Raw genomic sequence first — 22,309 nt, forward strand, 5'->3', positions numbered from 1 at the left:
CCTAAAGATGTTTTTAGATGATTGGAAATGATATATTTGGACCTGATTGCAACTAAAAATGCGTTGAAAACAACTAAGGATCAAAATGATCTAGTCATCGAAAAGGATTGACCGGGAGGGATTTGTTGCTAGAGCCAGCGTTGAATAAGGGAACAGCTTTCACTGTTGAGGAGCGGAACCAATTTGATCTGCATGGATTGCTGCCGCCGCTGGTAGAAACGCTAGAGCAACAATGTACTCGGGCATATGAAGCTTACAAGAGAAAAAGTGACGATTTGGAACGGCATATATTTTTGCGCGCATTACAAGACACAAACGAGACACTCTTCTATGCATTACTTTACCGTCATATTGCCGAGATGGCCCCAATTGTATATACACCTGTGGTGGCGCAGGGTTGCATTAATTTTTCACACATTTACCGTAGGCCTCGCGGTCTATTTTTATCATATCCACTCGGGGACAAGATTGATGAGATGATAGAAAACCGACCATATCGTGATGTCGACGTGATTGTTGTAACAGATGGCGAACGCATTCTGGGTATAGGTGATCAGGGAGCTGGTGGAATGGGCATTCCAATTGGCAAGCTTTCATTATATACATTGATTGGAGGCATCGATCCACGTCGCACACTTCCAATCTTGCTTGATGTTGGTACTAACAATTATGAACGTCTGCATGATCCAGCATACATAGGCTGGCGTCACGAAAGAATCACAGGACAAGCCTACTGGGATTTTGTGGACAAGTTTGTAAGCTCGATCAAGCGCAAGCTTCCAAACGTCTTGCTACAGTGGGAGGATTTTGCAAAACCACATGCCCGTCCAATCCTTGACAAGTATCGTGACAGTCTTTGCACTTTCAATGACGATATTCAAGGCACTGCCGCAGTGACGTTAGGAGCAATGCATGGTGCCCTGAACATTACAAAGAAGAAATTTTCGGATCAGCAGGTTGTCATTCTTGGTGCTGGTAGCGCAGGAACAGGAATTGCCGAGTATATTTTAACAGCAATGGTAGATGAGGGAATGGATGAGATAGACGCTCGCAAACATTTCTTTCTCTTAGACAGTAAAGGATTGTTGCATACAACTAGGACAGACTTGTCACCGGTTCAACAGAAATTTGCACAATCTTTTGAAAGTATATCTGGCTGGAAAACAAATGATGAACAGATAGGTTTAGCCGAGGTTATTGAGAATATTTCTGCTACGATTCTCATTGGAGTTTCAAGCCAGCCCAATCAATTTACTGAACAAATTATCAAAAATATGGCAAGCAAGGTAGAAAGACCAGTTATCTTTCCTCTCTCAAATCCGTATGACCGTGCAGAAGCGGTCCCAGAAGATCTCATCCTATGGACAGGCGGGCGCGCCCTAATAGCTACTGGAACAGAGTTTCCACCAGTATCATTTAATGGTAAGACGATCAGAATAGCTCAATGCAACAATTTTTACATCTTTCCGGCGATAGGTCTTGCTGTAGTAGCTTCTGGCGCAAGACGAATAACTGACAAGATGATGGGGGCAGCAGCAAGAGCTCTTGGGAGTTTTTCTCCGGACAGGGTTGATCCTGATGCGACACTGTTGCCACCAATAGAGAGTATGAGAGATGTAGCTATTCACGTTGCAGTGAAGGTTGGACTACAAGCTCAAAAAGACGGTATAGCACAAGAAACTAGCGAACAGGAACTATATCAACGGGTACAAGAAAGATTTTGGACTCCAGAATACCGCAACTACAAATTTATCTCAAAGGATGTATCAAATTAGTAATAATGGAATGTGCAGGCTGTATCAAATGATCAAAACAATACACATAAAAAATAACTATCAAAATTTTATTGCAAATCACAAACGTGGGTATATAGATTAAGTCATGGCAAAGAAAGTAGCCGATGTAGTGGTCGAGTCATTAATTGCGGCAGGAGTCAAGAGGATATACGGCGTCTCAGGCGATTCGCTTAACGGCATAACCGATTCAATACGTGTACATGACCCAGATATTTCTTGGGTGCATATTCGCCATGAGGAAACGGCCGCATTTGCAGCTGGTTCAGAAGCTCATCTCACAGGAAATTTAGCCGTCTGCGCCGGGAGCTGCGGGCCTGGAAACATGCACCTTGTCAACGGATTGTATGATTGCTATCGCAGCAGGGTGCCGGTCCTTGCAATTGCGGCACATATACCGAGCAGAGAAATAGGGAGTGCATACTTTCAGGAGACTCATCCCGAACTTTTATTCAAAGAGTGTAGTAACTATTGTGAGCTTGTCTCCCACGCGGAACAAATTCCACGTGTTCTTGATATTGCGATGCGAACTGCCATCTCTCTGCGTGGAGTTGCAGTCATCGTACTTCCAGGCGATGTTGCATTACAAGACGCTACCTCAAGCAGGCCCTTCATTCCCTTTGTGCAACCAAAGGCAGTCATCTGCCCATCTGAAGAAGAAATAGCAAGACTTGCAGAAGTTATCAATTCAGCCCAGAAAGTGACCATCCTTGGCGGTGCAGGTTGCGCAGGTGCACATTCGGAGCTTGTAGATGTTGCACGACTGCTTCAGGCCCCCATAGTACATGCATTGCGTGGAAAAGAGTTCATAGAATATGACAATCCCTACGACGTGGGGATGACTGGACTGCTTGGATTTTCCTCTGGGTATTATGCCATGATGGACTCTGACTTGCTACTCATGCTGGGAACTGATTTTCCCTACCAGCAGTTCTATCCTCAACATGCAACCATAATCCAAGGTGGACATAAGAGGCGAGCAAATAGGTAGAAGGACGAAGGTCGATCTGGGACTAGTCGGAGATGTCAGGCAAACGTTGATTGCATTAAAACCGCATCTTCACCAAAAGAGTGACAAGGACCACCTAAAGACATCACTAGATCACTACAAGAAAGCTCGCAGAGAACTCGATTTAGACGCCATAGGCGAGACAGGGCATACGCCAATTCATCCTCAGTATGTGGCAAGGATGGTAAATGAACTTGCGGCAGACGATGCAGTCTTTACGTGTGATGTTGGCACTCCGACGATCTGGGCTGCGCGCTATCTGAATATGAACGGCAAGAGGAGGCTACTGGGATCGTTTTCACATGGTTCGATGGCAAATGCACTTCCACAAGCAATAGGGGCACAACAGGTCTTTCCCGACCGTCAGGTCATTTCTCTTTCAGGCGACGGTGGCTTTTCTATGCTCATGGGTGACTTGGTTTCATTAAGACAGTTGAATCTGCCTGTCAAGATTGTCGTGTTCAACAACGGCGCGTTAAGTTTTGTAGAACTGGAGATGAAGGCAGCTGGAATACTCACCTACGGCACTGATCTTATAAAGACAGATTTCTCAAAGGTGGCAGAAGCTGTCGGAATATTGGGTCTTCGCGTGGAAAAACCAGAACAGGTCAAACCAATGCTGGCACAAGCTTTGGCGCACAGGGGTCCTGCTCTAGTAGACGTGGTTGTGAATAGACAAGAGTTGCTGATACCACCTACTGTCAACCTAGAGGTGATAAAGGGATTTACACTCTACATGATAAAAGCGGTACTAAATGGCCGGGGAGATGAGATCTTGGATCTGGCCAAGACAAACCTGTTTAGATAAACTGCAAGCTTTGTGGCTTGCTATCTTTCGGTGATTTTTCCATTGCTTTGCACCATGGATTTTTCCTAGACACAAGTGATTGCTACCAAAACATCAACTTGGATCACACGTCAACATCTTTGAGTTCAGACAGAATTTGATTACACAGACAATACCATTGGTAATTAAAATAGACAAGGACAAGACATCGTCATGGCATCGATAACATTTACTTTAGATCATACAAATCCAAACGACGCGCAATAAAATTAGTGCAAATTCCTGCAAGCCTTTTTCTACATTATAACATACTGATAACTCATGTTAGATAAAAAATTGATTGTACAAAACAATCTTGAATCACTAGCTACACGAAGGAATTGACCACATAATGGTGATAAAATGATGCCAATTGACCAAGTTGATTACCTAATAATTGGCGGCGGACTTGCAGGTGCAAACGCCGCAGTATCAATAAGGGAAAATGACAAAAATGGTACTATTGTAATTGTAACAGACGAGAACTACATTCCATACGACAGGGTTCCGCTCTCAAAAAATTACCTGCTTGGAAAAATGAAAAAAGATGTCTTGTATGTAAAAAAACAGGATTTTTACATATCAGAAAAGATACAGGTTGTTAGCGGCAGAAAGGCAACAAGCCTTGATCCAAAGAATCATACTGTAACAATCGATGATGGAACAGAATACACATACAAAAAACTGCTACTTGCCACCGGAGGAAGAGCAAGAAAACTTGCCATACAAGGTTCTGAGCTAAATGGAGTATTCTATCTTAGAACTCTCGATGATGCCGAATCAATCATGCAGGCAATTGAAAGATCAAAGACTGCGGTTGTAATTGGTGGAGGCTTTATAGGGTGTGAGATTGCAGCAACATTTTCAAAAAGAGGGATTGTTACAACCATAGTTGAGGTAGGACCAAAGATACTAGGAAGGGCATTTGACTTTGATACAGCAAGCTGGATTGAGAATTATCTTCAGAGAAAAGGAGTAAAGATTATGGCAAAAACTACGCCAGCGGAGATTGTAGGCAACAATGGAAAAGTTACCGGAGTAAAACTACAATCAGGACAGGTCATACCAGCAGATTTTATAGTCATCGGCATAGGAATAATCCCAAATGTCGAACTTGCAAAAGATGCAGGATTGCAGGTTGACAACGGAATAATGGTAAATGAATACATGCAGACATCTAATCCTGACATTTATGCTGCAAGTGACGTTGCCAGGTTCCACAGCCCGGTCTTTGGGAGGCATATGAGACTGGAACACTATGACCTGGCCGTGAAGACAAGGCAGGTTGGCCGGAGAGAACATGGCAGGCAAGTCCAAGCAATTTGAAGAATTACCCTATTTCTTTTCCTTCATGTTTGAGTTAAGAATTGAGGCATATGGCGACCTGAGCAAGTACGATACTATAGTGACAAGAGGAAGTCCAACTGAAAATGGCAATTTCACCAAGTTTTATCTTGACAATGGCATAGTCAATGCAGTAATGATGGTAACCCGAAAAGAAAATGTGGAAGCAATCAAGCAACTAATTCGCTTGCGAAAAAAAATTGACGATCCTGCATCTCTTGGTAACGAATCTAATAAAATTGAGGTGGGAATCACTTGAGCGAGTTCGTCAAGGTAGCTCAAAAACAGGAGACGCCCATAGGAACCATGAAGGAAGTCAAGTACAATGAAGAATCCGTTTGCTTGGCAAATATTGGTGGAAAATACTATGCGATAGGAAATATCTGCACCCACGAGGGTGGTCCTCTAGCAGAAGGAACCCTTCAAGGCTTTGAAGTAGAGTGCCCTTGGCACAATGCAAGATTTGACATGAGGACAGGAGAGGTACTATCTCCGCCTGCAGAAAAACCAGTTCCAGCCTATGAAGTCATGGTAAAAGAAGATGGCATATTCATTAGAAAAATCAAATAACGCAAAGACCAAGCGCATATGTAAACGGTGCAAGACAGAGTTTGATGATGATAATGGATATCCTGTATGCAACTATTGCTTGAAGATGTTGGATAATTGGGAATGATAGTAAATCCAGGCTTGATTGCGTTTTCTTGCAATTTTGTATCAATGTATTTATGTCTCAAACGAGAATGATCTTCATATGCAGATGACCGAAGGCCAAACTGATATCAACTATAACAATATGACGCAGCATTGGCTAGAAATATTGGACGAGGTCAGCAACCTATCATCAAATTTAGGAAAGATGCGTACCGAGTCAAACTCCAAAAATATTGAAGAGTGGCGTAAATTCCTTTTATTGTGGCTTGACATGCAGAGAAAAACCACCTGGAGAAACATTCCAGAGAGCTATCAGAAAATCACGGCTGAGCAATCAGGCATACTATCAAAAAGTCTTGCTCAAGCGATACGCAATCTGGATTTTGTATACTCTTACTTTGCAACACAATACCAGCAGAATTTTGGAATCTGGAATGACTATGCATCCATCATGATACAGAACATTGGCAGGTATGTGGGGCATTTATGTAAAGTACCAAGTATCAGGATCTGGTTTCCTTTACGAACAAGACAAGCAATTTGTGGAAACAATACGTGACATTGAAAAAGATTATGAAAATTTTGACAATGCGCAAAGCCCCAACAAAAAAACAAAATCCAAAAGCATCCAGAATTACAGCAAGAAAATCGATGATGCATCTGAACCATCCGTGATTCAATGATAAAGATAAAACGCGCATACGAAAGCCTTCCAAAGAGGACGGATATAGGATTCTTGTCGATGGATTGTGGCCCAGAGGAATCTCAAAGGATAATGCTAAAATCGATCTTTGGTTAAAGGAGATCTCCTCATCCAGTGAATTACGAGATGGTTCTCACACGATCCAAAGAAATGGGAGGACTTCAAATCCAAGTACAGGAACGAGCTAAAAGAAAAAGCGGAACTTGTCAAGGAGATAAAAAGGATCGAAAAAGAAAAGAAAACCATTACGCTTCTCTACTCTACAAAGGACGAACGGCACAACAATGTGGTAGTCATAAGTGAGATTCTAAAAAATAGAAAATGACGATAGTCAAAATTTATTTTGGAATATCATTTGGGTTGGGGCCTGTCTGATCGGTTGTTCAATTCATGTCTGAGCCTTTTCAAAGTCTGGTATTTTTCATCCATATTTTTGATGATATCTTTTAGCTCGTCATACTCCAAGCTTAAAAGCTTCCAGTCCTCCCAGTTTTCCGAATCTATGGTTCTCTTCTTTTTATCAAGAAGCTTTTTTCTTAGTGTCTCAAAATTGCTCTCAACCTTTTTTCTTTTCAAGATTAAGATTTCAAGTTCCTTTAGAATGCTGTCAGAGGCGTTTGTTATGTGTATTTTTGAGGATGGCACAGCCAGAATCTCCTTCTTGTCATCCATTCCTTGACCGCGATATTGCTCCGAGTATGGCTTTTGCCAAACCTGGCCTCCTTGTGGAAGACAAGAGCATTGCAAGATCCTTGACAACCACAATCCCTACCAGTTTGCTATCTTCTACTACGGGAACACGGCGTATGCTGTTTTTCATCATCAAATCTGCAACATTGCTAACCGTTTCTACTGGAGGCACGCAAATAAGCGGTCTTGATGCTATTATCTCAAGAGAGAGTTGCGCAAGTCGCTTGTCAAATACAGTCATTTCGCATAAAATGTCTCTTTCAGTTATCATTCCAAAAGGCCTTCCTTGCGATGTTATCACAACACAGCCAGCTCCTTTTTCAATCATGAGATTTGCAGCGTCAAGGGCTGTTTTGGAACAGTCAAGGCTTGCAACATCTTTTTTCATGATCCGCTCTACTGGCATGTTAGCTTGTTCGTGCATTATCTCCAGAGCATCTTTTTTAATTAAATTATCAATTATTTGCTGAACTTCCTTTACGTTCATCTTGACTGCCTTGGCTATGCGCTCGACTGACAGATCAGAATACAGATACAAGGAGTCGATAAAATCTACCTTTCGCTGCGTTTCACTTGAGATCTTGTCTGTTTTTGCCATCACTGCATCCTAGAGTTGGATTCCAAGTCTATTTAGCATAAAGCATGAAATTGCAACAATTCTATTGCAAGACCTTATCAGAAAGATTGGAGATGTTTACTCATGATGAAACATGGTAAAGTGTTACGTCGTGTTGGAAATATACGCGATATTGACAAGGAAAATATTACAAGTGTCGAGATAGAGGGCAAGTCAGTATTGTTAATAAAAAAAGACGATGAGGTGTTTGCGATAGACTCTGTCTGTGGTGAGGGATGCGGACCACTTGATGATGGCATGCTTGAGGGATTTCACATAAGATGTCCCTGGTATCACGAATATTATGACATACGTACTGGCAAACCGCTTGGAGTAACACATTGTAGATCAGGCATCAAGACATACGAGACCAGAGTAAACGAGACAAACGGAGATATCTTCGTGTACATGGAGGTGAGTAACTAATGGAAAAACAGATAACGTTAGACGAAAAGGAGATCAGGACACTAGTCGAGATATTAAAATTTGCAGAAGGGGCCTGCCCGGTGGAGAGCATTAATCAAGATTTTGCAATAGATGCAGAAAAGATTGAAGCATTGCTTGCAAAGTTAGAAAAAGCATAAGGAGTAGAATCATGTCTACAATATTTGTCGTTGGTCATTCAACTCGGCCAATAGAATCCTTTGTAGACCTGCTCAAGGCCCATTCAATTGACTTTCTAGTAGACATTAGGACCATACCCAAGTCAAGACATAATCCACAGTTCAATGAGGAATCGCTGAAGAAAAAACTCCATGACAACAAAATAGGATACCTGCACATGAAGGGCCTGGGAGGACTGAGACATCCTGATAAGGATTCGATTAATTTGGGCTGGCGTAACCTGTCATTTCGCGGGTTTGCAGATTACATGCAGACAAAGGAATTTGATGCATCATTAAAAGAACTGATTGCTTTAAGCAAGAGGCATGCCATTGCAATCATGTGTGCGGAAGGAAACCCCTTTCGATGCCATAGATCGTTGGTTGCAGACGCCTTGCTTGTGCGGCATGTCAGGGCTCTTCACATATCAAGCAAGATCTCTGCTCGCGAACATGTACTCACGCCGTTTGCCAAGGTGAAAGGCCGCAATATTACATACCCGTGATTCTATGATAAGATACAAGTTTTCAAAAAACATGAGGATCCTTTTTGTCGGGATAAATCCATCGCCTGGTACATACAAGCGGGGGTACCATTTTCAAATAACAAGACCTTCTGGTATCTGCTAAATAGGGCAGGATTGATTGATGAAAAAATTTCAGACTTGAGAGACGATACAAAACTCAAACAAATTTACAATAAAAAATTTAATCCAGTATACAAATTTGGCCTAGTAAATGTAATAAGCAGACCCACTCCAGATGTATCGTCACTAGTCAAAGGCGAGGAAGGTACAGGAAGAAAAAAGATTCTAAATATAATAAAGAAATACAAGCCCAGAGTTGTTTGCTTCGTAGGAAAAATAGCATATGAAAAGTTTTCACATGAAAAAAAATTCTGTTTTGGCTGGCAAAATGATATACATCATTCCAGGTCATATGTAATGCATTTTCCTTTACATGGAAAGGCATCTGTCAGGATACATGATCTAAAATTAATTGTAAAATAATAAATTACAAATGTTTCACATCTGGATTCTCTTTGTATCTGCAAGAATCTTTTCAGTATCCTTTTCTCCTTGTTCAATAAGTCCTGTTATAGTCTCAGATGAAAAATCAGCATCTTCAAAAAGATAATGCACCTCTTCTTTTCGTTCTATTCTGATTATATTTTTTATTACTGCACCTTGTTCAAAAACAAGTTTATCATACTCTTGTTCGATCTCTTCAAGTTTTGCCTTGTCTTTCTCATCAAGATGGCTGTTTCCAAGGATGTCATGCATTTTTTGCATAAGATCAAGATGCTTCTCGGTTCTTTTTGAGACATCAATGGCCCACTGTGTCTTGTCTGCAAACATGATGTCACGGGCCCTATGCCATGATTCCATCATGTTTTTTGGCAGATCGTCCTGTTCATGCGGAAAGAGGTCAGTTACAAACACCGCCTTGTGATTCTTGGGTGATGCATCCATGACAGCAATCAATGGAGTATTGTTAAGCAATGCGCCATCCCAAAAATACCTTCCATTTATCTCCGTCCATGCAATCCCGTAGAAAGGATAGCCAGCACTTGCAAGTACGTTCTCAATCTTGATGTCATGGTGTTTGCTGTCAAATACAACCCTGCTCCCTTTTTTTATATCAGTTGAGGTTATGACAAGCCGCGGTCTTTTATGATCCTTTAATTTATTAAAATCGACAAACTCTCCCAGTGTTTCTTTGAGAGGAGTGGTATCATAGAGATAGGGGCGGTTAAATGAGGCACTAAACAACCAAGGGTTTAGCCACATGGCTGCAAAGGCACTGGGGTTTCCATAAAAGCTTGAATATGTTGATGAGAGCATTGCCCTGAATTTCTGTGGAAGAAATGACGGAATTGGCTTTTCAACTAGAGTCATCCAAAAACCTTCCAAATCCTTTGAAGGGTCATCGTTTTTACTTGCTGCAATTATTGTGGCATTAATTGCCCCAATGGACGTTCCTGATACAATATCAAATTTTATGTTGTGTTTATCCAGTGCTTTGTAAACTCCGCATTCATATGCTCCAAGCGAGCCTCCTCCCTGCAATACAAGGACATTTTCAAGGTTGGGATCTTTTTCTTTTGGCGTCATATTTCCATCATATTTCAAGTTGTCTCGCTTTTGGTTTCATCTTTTGATATCACGGTATCTGAGAAAGACTTTGTTTGAACTTCTTGATTTTCTGTAAAGATTTTCAACCGAGTGATGTCTGGTTTGAAAAATAGGTCGATGAACCAATCTGTCGATACTCTTAATTTCTTTTCCAAAGTGGGTAAATGAGTGAGATAATACGCCCTCCAGATCATCCATGCAAGCAGGCCGTGGGTCTTTATACCAAATAGTATGCCAACGCCCTTTCTTTTTCCGATTTGAGCCATTATTCCTCTTGACTTGTAATTGAAACTAACTTTACTTCCTCCTCTTATTGCTGATATCAGATTGTTTGCCACAACTTTTGCTTCTTCTACCGCATTTTGCGCAGTTGGCGGATATGGCCTTCCTGTATGTGGGTCAGTTATTGATACGCAATCTCCAAGCGCATATACATCGCCAATGCCCTTGACCTCTAGATATCCGTCGACTATGATTCGCCCACTTTTGTCATGCTCGCATTGTAATTCTTTGACTAGCTTTTCCGGGGTCACACCTCCTGCCCATACCAACGTATGTGTCGCTATAACGGTACCATCCTTTAGTTTCACGTCATACATGGTTGCTGAACTAACTGGGCTTTGTAAGATTATCTCTATTCCTGATTCTTTCAGCTTTTGTGTAGCAAATTTTGAAAGATCGGCGCTTACCTCAGGCAGTATTTTGTCCATGGCATCCACAAGAACCACTCGTACGTCTTTGATGTCAATATCATGGTAAAAGTCTCTAACTGCATCTCTTACTAGTGCATTGAGTTCACCTACAGTCTCTACACCTGCGAACCCGCCTCCGACAACAACAAAGGTCATCAAACTCTGCCTTAATTCTCTGTCTTGTTCTATACTAGCTTGCTCCAACATGTCGATGACATGATTACGCAGAACAATTGCATCTCCAAGACTTTTCATGGTATACGAGTATTTTTTGACATCTTCCATACCAAAGAAATTAGTCTCACCGCCAAGAGACATCACAAGATAGTCATAATCCAAGGTGTGATCATGCCAATTTGCTAGCTCATTTCTGTTGTCTGTTACATTTGATATAGTGACTTGTCTTTTTTGAAAATCAATAGATCGTACTGCTGCCTCGTAAAATCTAGCTCTTTTGCAAAATGCTCTTACAGGGGTTACTATATGTCTCGTTTCAATCATGCCTGAAGCCACCTCTGGTAACATGGGAGTAAAGAGAAAGAAGTTGTCCTTGCTCACCATGCTGATATCAATAGTAAAATCATTTTCAAACTTGTTTTCCAGTCTTTTTAAAACCGTGATTCCTGCAAATCCCCCTCCCAAGACAAGTATTCTTTTTCGATCTTTTACCTCAATGCTACTCTCGTCGCTTTTTTTCATATGCCAGATACTAGGTTCTTCCAGTTTAATACCATGCGAAGATGTCTAGTGCAGTTGATTGTTATGTCTTATATTGTATTATGATCAATCAACGATATGAAAGCCGCAAGAATTGTCAGAGTAAAAGAACCATTAGAGATACAGACACTTGAGACTCCAAAGCCAAGAGGCTCGCAAGTTTTGATAAAAGTTCAATCAGCTGGTGTCTGCCATAGTGACATACATTTGTGGGATGGAGGATACGAGGGCCTAGCAGGTCAATTCATCAAGACCACTGACAGGGGTGTGAAATATCCACTTACTCCAGGCCATGAAGTTGCAGGAATAATTGACAGCATGGGCGAAGAGGTAGAGGGATTTACCAAAAATGAGAAGGTTCTTGTTTTTCCTTGGATAGGAGAAGGTCTCTGCCCTGCCTGTAGAATCGGAGAAGAGAATCTCTGTGACAAGCCCAGATCTTTGGGAGTGTATCATGATGGAGGTTATGCGGAATATTTGCTTGTTCCAAGTTACAAGTATCTTGTAAAACTTGGTGATATGGATACTGACACTGGAGCACCATTATCGTGTGCTGCGCTTACAGCCTATGGTGCTGTGAAAAACACGCACCTAAAACCTGCTGATAATGTCGTTATTGTGGGAACAGGAGGTCTAGGTTTGATGGCAATTCAGTTGGCAAAAGCAGTAACAGGTGCTAGAATAATCGCAATGGACATAGATGATAAAAAATTACAAATCGCAAAACAAAATGGCGCCGATTTTACTATAAATTCCAAAAATCAAGATGTGACAAAATCCATAATGGAGCTAACAAATAATCTAGGAGCTGACGCTGTCATAGATTTTGTTAATGCTAGCAAAACGGTCGAAACAGATATGCAAATACTTCGAAGAAGAGCAAGAGTTGTACTTGTGGGACTCTTTGGAGGTACACTGCAATTAAACCTAGTTACAATGCCAACAAGAGCGTACAAAATAATTGGTTCCTATACGGGCTCGTTGACTGATATGATTGAGCTGGTCTCTCTTGCCAAAAGAGGAATAATCAAGCCAGTCGTTTCAACTAGGTTCAAGCTTGACCAGGCCACAGAGGCATTAACAATGTTAAAAGAAGGTAAAATCGTTGGCAGAGGAATAATCAACCCTTAATTCTACTTATTTGGCTGCCTCATGGATTATTTAGAACTCATCATTGTTGGAATTCTTACCTGTATACTGGCCATCTCTTTATGGCAATTTTCAACAGTAAAAAAAGAGATGCGCATTCAGGCCCAACAGCAGACATATGCAAGGATAATTGAAGCAAGACTTAACCTTGAAAAAACTGAGACTTTTACCAAAATGGCAAAAGAAAGTGGTGTCTTTGCTGAACGTTTTTCCATAGTGGATAATCCTGACGAGTATTACACAGCAGTGGCGTTTCTTGATTTATTTGAATTTCTGTATCTTATGAACAAAACAAAGACGATAGAATCGGGGCTTTGGTCGCGATGGCAAGAACTAACAAAAACGCTGATGACCATACCTAAATTTAAAAAAGTGTGGGAAAAAACAAAACAGGCACACATAAAGGACTTTGCAGATTTCATCGATTCATTATAATTGTCATATTAAGACACTGTTACCTTGTAGGTTGGTAAATCCTGATTTCTGAGTATCAGCAACCAAAGACTACACAATACCGCAACAATGCACATTTTTGCAAAGGTCAGGGCTGCTTATTTTACCACTAAAACCGGTATCGCAGACTTGTGAACTGTATAGTTTGCTACGCTGCCAAGAAACAACTCTTTGAGCGGGTTCATTCCTCGTGATCCCATCACTATCAGATCGAATTTTTTGTCACTTGCATACTCTGAAATCTTGGAGGTGTGATTGCTTACAACAATCTTCTCGTTGAATACAATTCCGTTCTGCGCAGAGAGTACCTTTGCTTTTGCCATGAATTTCTTGGCTTCTTTCATACTTTGATTTCTAAGAGATGTCGTAAACTTTCCAAGGCTTATTGTATATAGCGGTAGAACACATAACCCTGTGATGGTCGCGCCGCACTGTCTTGCAAGATAGATTGCTTCTTGAAGAGACTTGAAGGATTGCGCTGAACCATCCAACGCAACAAGTATTTTCTTAATTTCCGGCATGTGTTATGTCTGAAAGCTTTGTTTAAGAAGTTTTACCTTGATTTTCATTATTGGAAACAATTGAATTTTGATGTAGTTTACCTGAAAAAGCCACAAATTACAAAAAATGAAGGAAGTTAGATTCAACTACAAGCCAAGTCTTGAACCCAAAAATACCCCTGATTTTACTTGCAAGTTTACTGTGTCTTCTCTTGCATCGTCTCTTTTCTTTCACATGATGTTTGAGATTCTTCATTGATAGTTTAGCTGAAATTTTTGCAAACTTCATCAGATTGCTTGATTTCAATCCTCGTTCCATCTTTACCATACATGTAAAGTTTACCAGATTCTTCTCCAGCAGTCTTTTTGTGAGAACTATCACAGAATGGTTGATTTTTGCTCAAACCGCACATGCAGATCCATTTGGATTCATTTCCTATCTTGATCTCCATCGGGCCAGTAGCGTCTTTTCGTACTAATCTTGCCATCATTATTGGTAACGGTATAATTAAATAAAAATTATTATAGTTTGTTGGCTATAATCAAGTCTCCATGGACAAGTCTGAAGAAAAGAAAATCACAATAGCAAAGGATGGCCCATACATTGTTTCTGGAGGAATTCCTCTTACAGTAGAGGTAATTGCAAACAACAAAGAAGGATATTCATGGGATTGGAAGAAGGATAAAACATTCAAGACGGAATCTAGTTATGCGTTATGTCGTTGTGGTCATTCTGCAAACAAGCCATTTTGTGACGGCACTCACAAGAGCGTAGATTTCAATGGAAGAGAAACAGCATCCAAGATTCCATATGATAAACAAGCTGAACGTTTGGATGGACCTACAATGATACTGAGTGATCAGGAAAATCTTTGTGCCTTTGCACGTTTTTGTGATCCTGAAGGTAAAATATGGAGTTTAATTGAAAACACAGATAACCCCAAAGTCCGTGAACTGGTTATACGTGAAGCAATGCATTGTCCATCAGGTCGATTAACTTTACATGATAAGGAAACAGGCAATGAGATTGAAGACAAATTTTCACCTTCTATTGGAGTTGTAGAAGATCCGTCGTTAGGATGTAGTGGCCCACTTTGGATACGTGGAAGTATAACAATTGAATCTGAGGATGGTACTCATTATGAAAAACGCAATCGCGTGACATTGTGTCGTTGTGGTGCCTCAAACAACAAGCCGTTTTGCAATGGAAGTCATGCCAGCATAAAATTCAACGATGGAATCCTGGAGTAGAATTAAGAAATGAATGAAAATAGTCGGGTATTAAAATAATTTAGCTACGTCAATATATTTTATGTTCCGTCGCTATTATAGACAGAAACTAAATAAGAAAATGAATTGTCACATATGGCAGGCTCCATTCTACTGTCTGTCCGCAAATTACATGGAATTGAATTGCATGTCAAGTAGGTCGCGCCGCTCCACAGTTTGAGCAGTGATCTTGACTTGTGAGCGTATAGTATCCGCATTTGAAGCACAGCCAATCTTTTTCTTCTTTTTCTTCTTTTGCCATCACAGCACTAGTGTTTGATTTTACAGATTCATCAAACTTGTCAGCCCACTGCTGTCTTTGCTCGTATTGTATAGGACCCCATGGCGCATCAGGTTTTCTGTTCTTATCGCTTTTCATCTTTTTGTTGCTCCAGATGAATACGAATACTGCAATAGCACCTCCAAATGCTGCCATGCCATACATGACCATACCAGATATGCCTCCCGCTGTTGTGTTGGATACATTGGAAGCTGCGACAGGAGTGGTGGTAAAGGCAGGTGCACCTCCCACATCATATGCCTGTGCCTGACCCTCCACATCAAATGTCCCAGAAGCTGGTTGCTCTATAGTACGAAGGTGATAGAGGGCATCACTAGTAAAGTCTGCATCCTCCTGTTTGGCATTCATCACTCCGGCTTGTATCGTACTGACTCCTGATGAAAAAGTAGTTACTGCAATCTTTGTCCCTTTGTATTGGTATGCGGTTTCCCCACTAACAATATAGGATGGATCAAATAAATGGTCCCAGCTGCTCAACGGCTGCTGTTTGAAAAGTGGGCTTGCATCAAGAAGATTTTCTTCAAGTAACTTCTCCGCATTGCTTCCTTTTATGGCACCATATACAACAGGCAATTCTTTTTGAATAAGACTAATTGGGTAGTTGATCTCCAAGTTGCCATAAGTTGGAGTAGATAGAGTAACGTCTTGATTTATGTCAAAACCTGCCCAGGAGGCATCAAGAATGAATGGAGTGCCACCACCTCCCACACTTGCCTTTACCGTATTGGTGCCTTGATACATCACATATCCAGTTATTGTGGGTGTCAGCTGAATCAGATAAGTAATTGAGGCCTCGTCGGAACCTCCGTTAATCTGTACTATATAATTGACTTTGAGATTTGTTATCGTAGCAGAACTCTTTTGATCTCTTATAGCATTATCTAGAATCTGCATAAAGTTAGCAGTACTTGTATTATTAGAAGAGTCAGTGGTAAATGATATTGTCATATTCTTGCCATTTAGTGCACTTTCTAATTTGCCGCCGTTCTTGTAATCTATGAATATTACCTTTGTGAATTTGAAACTCGGAGTGATGGCATTGCCAGATATTGGCAAGTATGCAGTAAGATCTGTAGTGGCCCAAACAGGCAAGATCATTCCAGATATTAACATGCCACTTATTGCGCAAACAAAAAGAAATTTGCTCATATCATACATGGATGCAAGGTTTGTATTATATTCTGACTATCCAATCTTAGCTATGCAGTCTTTTATTTACATGACACAAAACTGGTTCCATCTCATACTATGATGTTTTTAAGAAATGGTGCACCATAATGAAATGAACTATATCTTCCTTCCATGGCTGAACACGTAGGAAGTAGGAGATGTTCTAGTCGCCGTGTTCAGCATTTCTTGATTTAATAAACATAGCATCTCGATTCTGCTTCTACAACAGCAATACATTGCAATCATTTGAATTCATTAATTTAGTAAAAATGAGAATTGTCATTACATGGTATTAGATTGGTACCACAAAAACGTCATAGGCTTGCAATTCCAGTGTCAATTGGATCAACTTTCAATTTATGATTATGAAAAAATATTGTACCCGGCATAGGGTCGACGGATGCCGTTTCTGGTAGGAATATGCGATTGCCGGGTACCTGACAATATGATTTTTTATAATGGAAATAAGGACTAGCCAGTCCGAATTTGTTACTTACAGGTGTGAAATATGTCTAGATTTTAAAATGCGATTTTCTGGTTACATTCAATTTGATATCTTCAATGACTGGACCCAGCAATATGATTCCAATTACAACAGATGTGAGTACAGCTGATCCTATTCCCAAATAAACAAAGACACTGACTACAGATTCGCCCATTGCCTGGCCAAACATATTTTTCAGGTTTAATTCCGTATCTTTATTTTTATATCTGGATTAACAATGTTCATCATCTTCTAAATATCAAGTATGATACTTTAGGTTCGAAGAGAAATTGTTTGTAAAAAAAAATCTGCCATATACGTTCATTGTGTTAAATTCTGGAAATTTAAAATGAAATAGCAAGTGTCATGCACCTAAAGTCAGAACAAAAAATGTGGATAATAATAGGGATCTGTTTGCTGCCTGTAAGCGGGCTTATGTTGTATGAAGATGGATATGTAACAAATCCCCCACACATGTGGTCTTATACGGTTCTTTTCTACGTAGGACTTGGAATTCTAATTAGTTCCGTGTCCATTCTTGGCATTACAGGAGCTAAAATTTTGTCCAAAAGATCATAAACGAATATGCCTAACTAGAAAGGCCAAACTTGTTTGAGCTACTCAGAAGAGCTAGATCTTATCTTAACTGGCTTGACTACAATTGATGGCAGTGAAGGAACACCATGTTACAGTTGATGGCAACAAGATAAGATATCTTGAGGAAGGCAGTGATGGACCACGTGTCGTACTAGTGCATGGACTTGGTAGCCAAGCAGAAAGATGGCAGCAGGTCATTCCACATCTAAGCAAGAACCACAGAGTCATAGCTCCGGATTTGATAGGATTTGGTCATAGTGACAAGCCACAGGTGGACTATACGCCAAAATATTTTGTAAAGTTTATCTTTGATTTTTTGGAGCATCTTGGAATTGATAAAACCATCATGATAGGATCTTCTCTTGGAGGCCAGATCGTGGCAGAATCTGCAGCCGCTTCAGAAAATAACATAATTCAAAAAATAATTCTAGTCTCCCCTACAGGTACGATGCGCACAACAAATCCTACGCTTGATGCATACATCATGGCAGCCCTGTATCCACAGCACGACCTCATCAAAACAGCATACCAAAAGATGGCAGGAAAACAAAAAGATGTAGACGAGTCAACCATTGAGAGGTTTCGCACTGGAATGTCTCAGCCAAATGCAAAAATGTCTTTTTTGTCTTCAGTCATTAGCTTCAAACACTGGCCATGCAATAACTGAAAGACTGCAGTTGATCTCCATACCAACTCTGCTCATTTGGGGAAGCGACGACACCATGATTCCAATCAACTATGCAAATGAATATGTATCAAATCTCAAGGATTGCAAGTTTGTCGTGATGGAGGGATGCGGACACAGGCCGCATGTAGAGGATTCTGAAAAGTTTTCTGATATAATGCTTAAGTTTTTGGGCAACAAAGTGCAGATTGCACAACCGATTACAGTGTAATTGGGCTCAAAATTTTTATACGCTGTCAATTTTTCCATTGTACAATGGATGCATATCTTGAAGAAGAGTTGTATGATCTTCTAACTTTTTGCATGCAAAACGAGCGAGCCTCCCCAGATTATGACTCCAAGAAAGAAAGAATACACGAGATAGGCAAGAGATTCACAGTGACGGGGGAGCAGATGCAATGGAGAACATGTACTTTGCCATCCAAAACAGGATAAAAGAAGAGATTCAGAAAGACGCCAAGCCCTATCGCTCATGGTGGAATGGTATCACAGACCAATGGAAGTACTAAACCATAGATACTATACGTGACACTGGTTTGTCTCAACTAATTTTGGTTACATAGACCAGCAGGACTTGATGAACCTGCATGGTTATTTTCGCATTGGTTACCATCATAGGCATTGTCAGTGCTGCCAGAATCAGCTAAAAATCCATCTTGGTCATTTGTTTCTGCACCATTATTGACAAGGCTGTTGTTTGTGCTCACAAGGAGGAGATAACCCACCATACCGTTGCCAACAGAGGTGTTGTTTGCAAGATTTACCCCAGTGCTTCCAAATAGTGCAAAGCCGCTGTAGGAATTTCCTATTGCCTGACTATTTTTCAGCACATCACCAGAACTTGAGCTGATTATAAAACCGTCCTGTGAATTTTCATATGACTTGTCATTTTCAAATGTGTTATTAGTAGAGCCAGTTAGTGCAACAAAGCCAGCTCTTGCATTTCCACTTGAGAGATCATTGGCAAGTTGGTTTTTACCAGAATTTGATTCCATGATAAATCCATAGCCTCCATTGTGCGCAGCCTCTCCATTGGTCAGTTGATTGTTATTTGAGTTTGACGCAATATCAAAACCATAGTTTCCGTTGTTGTCTGCCTTGTCAGAAACCAAGTTGTTATTTGAAGAGTTTGATCGTACTACAAAACCGTTGTCAAAATACATCACATGACAATTCTTTACAGTTACCCCATTTGCATGCACAAGTGTTATGCCGTTAAGGCCAGTCACGGCAGGAGAGGATGAAACAGGACCTGTTATGGTATGCCCTGCACAATCAAGAACAATATTGTTGGCACCAATTGATATTCCATCGGTGCCGCTAGCCATGCAATTTAGGTCAGCATCAAGAGTTACCGATTGCGTGATTTCTTGTCCGCATGTAATGGTTTGTGCATTTGCGTTGTATACAGTACTTGTCATAGCTAACAAATGCTAAAATAACAAACATTGGAAAAACAAGAATTTGTTTCATGATATACAATAATTCACGGAGAGCGTCCTATAAATATTAATTACATTTCTAGAATCAATATTTAAAAAAAGATTTGCGGGCTTCTTGCAATAACATATTTATCAATTTTGATTTTAGATGTTCAGTTTTGACAATGTTTTTGCCACACCGGCACCAATCATCTTGACTTGCTCTTCTTGTTTTTTGTCCTTCAGTGTTCCATCAGCATTGAAGGCTTCATGTGCTTTTCCAATGGCAATCTGGTCTGGCATGACAAGCACTCCTATGTTCCAAGTATGGATCTAACATGAACCAGTCCTCTAAGACCGCCTAGCCCTCCAGGAGAGGCGCTCATGATACCTGCCACTCTACCTTTAAAACAAGCCAGACTTGTTTCACCTTCAGACTGACGTGATGTCCAATCAATGGTATTTTTTAGAACAGCTGAGACTGAGCTGTTGTATTCTGGCGAAGAGATGAGAAATCCTTGATGTGTCAGCATGATATCCTTTAGCTTGCGTGCATTAGGAGGCAATCCTTCTTTTTGTTCCAAATCTCCATCATAGAGCGGCATGTGAAAATCTCGAAGATCAACTACGGTTACATCTGCACCTGCCTCTGTCGCACCAGTTGCTGCTATCCTGACTAGTTTTTTATTAAATGAATCAGTACGTGTGACTTCCTGCAAATGCAAGGATTTTGGGTTTTAGTGTCATTATATCATCTGTCGATATATTGTTTGAGCACATTATTCAACATTTCACAAGATCATCTTGCGACATTCAAATTTTGGAAAGAGATACTGGAATTAGTTTAACGTTCTTGCTTTTTAAGAAAGATTCTTGAGAGGTTTAGGTTGGATTGTGCCAGTCAACTTACCACAATCTCATTTACTTTCAAACAGGTTACTTTCCAATTTATATACTTACCTTTCTATACTAGATATAAGAAAGTAATATGGAATGCAAATCAGGAACATGTGATACCGAAGAACATGCAACATGCTCATGCAATTGCTCTGAAATGGAATGCAATGACTGTGGCTGTGGAACAGCTGATCCTGTAAAAATGTCAATGGAGATGCTGCACAAGGCATTTCACGATGCAATGTACCAAGTCCATGTAGAACGACTCAAAAAAAGAATAGATGCTAATTTTGGACCTGGATTGGACAAAGCTGCAGACGCGATGATTGAAACGGCTGGTAAAGTCTGGCAATCAATGCTGGTACAGGCAGAGGGCAAAAAAGAGCTCGAATCAAAGTTGCAGAAGATATTTTCCGAAACAAATAGAAGATAAATCACTCCCCAAGTGGAATCTTCTACTTTTCTTTTTTTAATTCAAGTCCTGCAGATTAGGCGTTGTCAAATTTTATTAGGAATAGAAATTCAAAAAAATTGATCTGTTTCTAAATATCATCCAACTTGGCATAAACTAGTTTCAATCCAGTTAATCTATTTCTTATTGTACGAATTAAACTGATGCCAAGCTCTTGCATAATTATCCATCATCAGATGAGCTACTTTATCATCACGATTCTATCGTATCAAGCCTGAATTGCACATACATTTTTGCAAAATTTGTACTCATATCAATTTGGGACAAGACCACATCTGTGATAGATTTCCAATAAGCGTCAAGGGCTTGAATTGCCGGCTTGTTCATCCCTAACTTGTCAAAAAACTCGTTTTCCGACAGATAGCACGTACTATAAAGATCACTTATGGTGTGCAGATATTTTGTGTAAAGATCTGTGTATAGCTGCGTATAGATTGGGAACTTTGATTCTATTTTTTCAATTATTTCTGTTGTGTTATTTTTCATGACATCACAGATTGAAACAACATCTTGTTCTGGAGACTCAGATGTCTTCTTGACAGTCTTTATTATTTTAGCCATTTCTTGTTTGGTCATGTTTTCTACTGCTGATATCTCATCTGTCTTTTCAGTTGTCATTAACCCATAATTGTTTTACAAGTATATACGTATGATCTACAGTTGAATTCAAATTTCCATATTGATATTAACAAATTGGCCACATCTGGATAACCGACACTGTTCTCTCTCATCTTACTGCAGACGCGAACTTGATAGAAATACCTGAACTCACAAGGAAGTTTTTTGCCTACAATAAGATATTAACACTCTTTGAAATGTTTTTTCACAAAATCTTGGCTCTCAGACTAAGGTTCAAAAATGGTAAAGATTCAAAACTAATTTCGGCTAGTTAGCAATAGCAATCCGTGGCTCTTCTTCCACCTGCTCTTCGTGCATTTCTTTTCGTGCTCTTGCTAGTGCCATTCTGAGATGTTCAATTTCTATATCATCAATCATTTCGCACATGAATGCAAATACCAATATCCAATACTTAAGTTCTATGAAAAACTCACGCGATTGTTCTAGAGGATGTTTCCCCTTGCAGTGAAACAAGATTTGTACAGTATTCCTTCCACTGATGTGTAAAAAGA

Annotated in this window: 29 protein-coding genes and 3 pseudogenes; 20 read left to right on the forward strand and 12 right to left on the reverse strand. The window is 40.2% G+C overall.

Features of this window, described 5'->3' with window-relative positions; translation table 11 throughout:
* Positions 1-107 precede the first annotated feature (107 nt).
* From DYY67_RS09590 to DYY67_RS09625, 7 genes and pseudogenes are all read left to right on the forward strand, one after another.
* A complete protein-coding gene (locus DYY67_RS09590; protein WP_166392648.1) occupies positions 108-1,775 on the forward strand; it encodes an NAD-dependent malic enzyme in 1,668 nt (555 codons plus the stop codon).
* Positions 1,776-1,881: 106 nt separating this feature from the next.
* Positions 1,882-3,610, forward strand: a pseudogene (poxB, locus tag DYY67_RS09595) (ubiquinone-dependent pyruvate dehydrogenase).
* 381 nt (positions 3,611-3,991) lie between these two features.
* Positions 3,992-4,954 carry an NAD(P)/FAD-dependent oxidoreductase gene (locus DYY67_RS09600; protein ID WP_166392649.1) on the forward strand — a complete coding sequence of 321 codons (963 nt, stop codon included), beginning with the start codon at positions 3,992-3,994 and terminating at the stop codon, positions 4,952-4,954.
* Positions 4,929-5,231 (forward strand): oxidoreductase C-terminal domain-containing protein, encoded by a 303-nt coding sequence (locus DYY67_RS09605; protein ID WP_255493125.1) that lies wholly within the window; start codon positions 4,929-4,931, stop codon positions 5,229-5,231. Before DYY67_RS09600 ends, DYY67_RS09605 begins: the two co-directional genes overlap by 26 nt.
* The gene (locus tag DYY67_RS09610; RefSeq protein WP_166392651.1) at positions 5,228-5,542 is read left to right on the forward strand and encodes a Rieske (2Fe-2S) protein; all 315 of its coding nucleotides are present in this window, start codon (positions 5,228-5,230) and stop codon (positions 5,540-5,542) included. Before DYY67_RS09605 ends, DYY67_RS09610 begins: the two co-directional genes overlap by 4 nt.
* A gap of 184 nt (positions 5,543-5,726) precedes the next feature.
* On the forward strand, positions 5,727-6,185 hold the full coding sequence (locus DYY67_RS09615; protein ID WP_166392652.1) for a hypothetical protein: 459 nt from the start codon (positions 5,727-5,729) through the stop codon (positions 6,183-6,185).
* A gap of 120 nt (positions 6,186-6,305) precedes the next feature.
* Positions 6,306-6,654: pseudogene (locus DYY67_RS09625) on the forward strand (DUF488 domain-containing protein).
* A gap of 26 nt (positions 6,655-6,680) precedes the next feature.
* On the opposite strand, the gene DYY67_RS09630 reads toward DYY67_RS09625, so the two are convergent.
* Both DYY67_RS09630 and DYY67_RS09635 read right to left on the reverse strand, forming a co-directional pair.
* On the reverse strand, positions 6,681-7,001 hold the full coding sequence (locus DYY67_RS09630; protein ID WP_166392654.1) for a hypothetical protein: 321 nt from the start codon (positions 6,999-7,001) through the stop codon (positions 6,681-6,683).
* Positions 6,994-7,617, reverse strand: coding sequence for a CBS domain-containing protein (locus tag DYY67_RS09635; RefSeq protein ID WP_166392655.1), 624 nt, complete (start codon positions 7,615-7,617; stop codon positions 6,994-6,996). The genes DYY67_RS09630 and DYY67_RS09635 overlap by 8 nt, the downstream gene beginning before the upstream one ends.
* 102 nt (positions 7,618-7,719) lie before the next feature.
* On the opposite strand from DYY67_RS09635, the gene DYY67_RS09640 reads away from it, so the two are divergent.
* The 4 genes from DYY67_RS09640 to DYY67_RS09655 all read left to right on the forward strand — a co-directional run bounded on the left by DYY67_RS09640 (position 7,720) and on the right by DYY67_RS09655 (position 9,247).
* On the forward strand, positions 7,720-8,061 hold the full coding sequence (locus DYY67_RS09640; protein WP_166392656.1) for a Rieske (2Fe-2S) protein: 342 nt from the start codon (positions 7,720-7,722) through the stop codon (positions 8,059-8,061).
* Entirely contained in the window at positions 8,061-8,219 is a 159-nt protein-coding gene (locus DYY67_RS09645) for a hypothetical protein (protein ID WP_166392657.1), read from the forward strand. The genes DYY67_RS09640 and DYY67_RS09645 overlap by 1 nt, the downstream gene beginning before the upstream one ends.
* 11 nt (positions 8,220-8,230) lie before the next feature.
* The gene (locus DYY67_RS09650) at positions 8,231-8,743 is read left to right on the forward strand and encodes a DUF488 domain-containing protein (RefSeq protein ID WP_168711868.1); all 513 of its coding nucleotides are present in this window, start codon (positions 8,231-8,233) and stop codon (positions 8,741-8,743) included.
* Between the two features lie 72 nt (positions 8,744-8,815).
* Positions 8,816-9,247, forward strand: a complete 432-nt coding sequence (locus tag DYY67_RS09655) for a uracil-DNA glycosylase family protein (RefSeq protein WP_320416050.1) — start codon at positions 8,816-8,818, stop codon at positions 9,245-9,247.
* Between the two features lie 15 nt (positions 9,248-9,262).
* Here the strand turns inward: DYY67_RS09655 and DYY67_RS09660 are convergent, their stop codons facing one another.
* Together DYY67_RS09660 and DYY67_RS09665 are read right to left on the reverse strand one after the other, a co-directional pair.
* The gene (locus tag DYY67_RS09660; RefSeq protein ID WP_166392658.1) at positions 9,263-10,369 is read right to left on the reverse strand and encodes a patatin-like phospholipase family protein; all 1,107 of its coding nucleotides are present in this window, start codon (positions 10,367-10,369) and stop codon (positions 9,263-9,265) included.
* Complete coding sequence (locus tag DYY67_RS09665; protein ID WP_166392659.1) at positions 10,366-11,763, reverse strand: NAD(P)/FAD-dependent oxidoreductase; 1,398 nt, start codon at positions 11,761-11,763, stop codon at positions 10,366-10,368. The genes DYY67_RS09660 and DYY67_RS09665 overlap by 4 nt, the downstream gene beginning before the upstream one ends.
* A 96-nt stretch (positions 11,764-11,859) precedes the next feature.
* Between DYY67_RS09665 and DYY67_RS09670 the strand changes: the two genes are divergently transcribed.
* Positions 11,860-12,912, forward strand: coding sequence for an alcohol dehydrogenase (locus DYY67_RS09670; protein WP_166392660.1), 1,053 nt, complete (start codon positions 11,860-11,862; stop codon positions 12,910-12,912).
* A gap of 21 nt (positions 12,913-12,933) precedes the next feature.
* Positions 12,934-13,365, forward strand: a complete 432-nt coding sequence (locus tag DYY67_RS09675; RefSeq protein ID WP_166392661.1) for a hypothetical protein — start codon at positions 12,934-12,936, stop codon at positions 13,363-13,365.
* Positions 13,366-13,481: 116 nt separating this feature from the next.
* Here DYY67_RS09675 and DYY67_RS09680 read toward each other — a convergent pair whose 3' ends face one another.
* Positions 13,482-13,904, reverse strand: a complete 423-nt coding sequence (locus DYY67_RS09680) for a universal stress protein (RefSeq protein WP_166392662.1) — start codon at positions 13,902-13,904, stop codon at positions 13,482-13,484.
* Between the two features lie 106 nt (positions 13,905-14,010).
* On the opposite strand from DYY67_RS09680, the gene DYY67_RS11240 reads away from it, so the two are divergent.
* Positions 14,011-14,142: a hypothetical protein gene (locus tag DYY67_RS11240; RefSeq protein WP_255493126.1), complete on the forward strand. Its 132-nt coding sequence runs from the start codon at positions 14,011-14,013 to the stop codon at positions 14,140-14,142.
* A gap of 4 nt (positions 14,143-14,146) precedes the next feature.
* Here the strand turns inward: DYY67_RS11240 and DYY67_RS09685 are convergent, their stop codons facing one another.
* Positions 14,147-14,374 (reverse strand): CDGSH iron-sulfur domain-containing protein, encoded by a 228-nt coding sequence (locus DYY67_RS09685; protein ID WP_445082582.1) that lies wholly within the window; start codon positions 14,372-14,374, stop codon positions 14,147-14,149.
* Between the two features lie 61 nt (positions 14,375-14,435).
* Between DYY67_RS09685 and DYY67_RS09690 the strand changes: the two genes are divergently transcribed.
* Positions 14,436-15,134 (forward strand): CDGSH iron-sulfur domain-containing protein, encoded by a 699-nt coding sequence (locus DYY67_RS09690; RefSeq protein WP_166392663.1) that lies wholly within the window; start codon positions 14,436-14,438, stop codon positions 15,132-15,134.
* Positions 15,135-15,303: 169 nt separating this feature from the next.
* Here DYY67_RS09690 and DYY67_RS09695 read toward each other — a convergent pair whose 3' ends face one another.
* On the reverse strand, positions 15,304-16,602 hold the full coding sequence (locus DYY67_RS09695) for a hypothetical protein (protein ID WP_166392664.1): 1,299 nt from the start codon (positions 16,600-16,602) through the stop codon (positions 15,304-15,306).
* A 533-nt stretch (positions 16,603-17,135) separates the two neighbouring features.
* Positions 17,136-17,282, reverse strand: coding sequence for a hypothetical protein (locus tag DYY67_RS09700; protein ID WP_218584717.1), 147 nt, complete (start codon positions 17,280-17,282; stop codon positions 17,136-17,138).
* 191 nt (positions 17,283-17,473) lie between these two features.
* Here DYY67_RS09700 and DYY67_RS09705 point away from each other — a divergent pair, with 191 nt between their 5' ends.
* From DYY67_RS09705 to DYY67_RS09720, 4 genes are all read left to right on the forward strand, one after another.
* On the forward strand, positions 17,474-17,686 hold the full coding sequence (locus DYY67_RS09705) for a hypothetical protein (protein WP_166392666.1): 213 nt from the start codon (positions 17,474-17,476) through the stop codon (positions 17,684-17,686).
* Between the two features lie 85 nt (positions 17,687-17,771).
* Positions 17,772-18,371: an alpha/beta fold hydrolase gene (locus DYY67_RS09710; protein ID WP_166392667.1), complete on the forward strand. Its 600-nt coding sequence runs from the start codon at positions 17,772-17,774 to the stop codon at positions 18,369-18,371.
* Positions 18,372-18,381: 10 nt separating this feature from the next.
* The gene (locus DYY67_RS09715) at positions 18,382-18,600 is read left to right on the forward strand and encodes an alpha/beta fold hydrolase (protein WP_166392668.1); all 219 of its coding nucleotides are present in this window, start codon (positions 18,382-18,384) and stop codon (positions 18,598-18,600) included.
* 44 nt (positions 18,601-18,644) lie between these two features.
* Positions 18,645-18,824, forward strand: a complete 180-nt coding sequence (locus DYY67_RS09720) for a hypothetical protein (RefSeq protein ID WP_255493127.1) — start codon at positions 18,645-18,647, stop codon at positions 18,822-18,824.
* A 110-nt stretch (positions 18,825-18,934) separates the two neighbouring features.
* On the opposite strand, the gene DYY67_RS09725 is transcribed toward DYY67_RS09720, so the two are convergent.
* The gene (locus DYY67_RS09725) at positions 18,935-19,810 is read right to left on the reverse strand and encodes a right-handed parallel beta-helix repeat-containing protein (RefSeq protein WP_166392669.1); all 876 of its coding nucleotides are present in this window, start codon (positions 19,808-19,810) and stop codon (positions 18,935-18,937) included.
* A gap of 165 nt (positions 19,811-19,975) precedes the next feature.
* Positions 19,976-20,557: pseudogene (locus tag DYY67_RS09730) on the reverse strand (NADPH-dependent FMN reductase).
* A 241-nt stretch (positions 20,558-20,798) separates the two neighbouring features.
* Here DYY67_RS09730 and DYY67_RS09735 point away from each other — a divergent pair.
* Entirely contained in the window at positions 20,799-21,140 is a 342-nt protein-coding gene (locus DYY67_RS09735) for a hypothetical protein (RefSeq protein WP_166392670.1), read from the forward strand.
* Positions 21,141-21,371: 231 nt separating this feature from the next.
* Here DYY67_RS09735 and DYY67_RS09740 read toward each other — a convergent pair whose 3' ends face one another.
* Complete coding sequence (locus tag DYY67_RS09740) at positions 21,372-21,797, reverse strand: hypothetical protein (protein WP_166392671.1); 426 nt, start codon at positions 21,795-21,797, stop codon at positions 21,372-21,374.
* Between the two features lie 267 nt (positions 21,798-22,064).
* The coding region (locus tag DYY67_RS10160; RefSeq protein ID WP_218584718.1) for a hypothetical protein at positions 22,065-22,309 on the reverse strand (245 nt) is incomplete at its 5' end.

The organism is Candidatus Nitrosotalea sp. TS (assembly GCF_011319465.1).
Taxonomy (GTDB): domain Archaea; phylum Thermoproteota; class Nitrososphaeria; order Nitrososphaerales; family Nitrosopumilaceae; genus Nitrosotalea.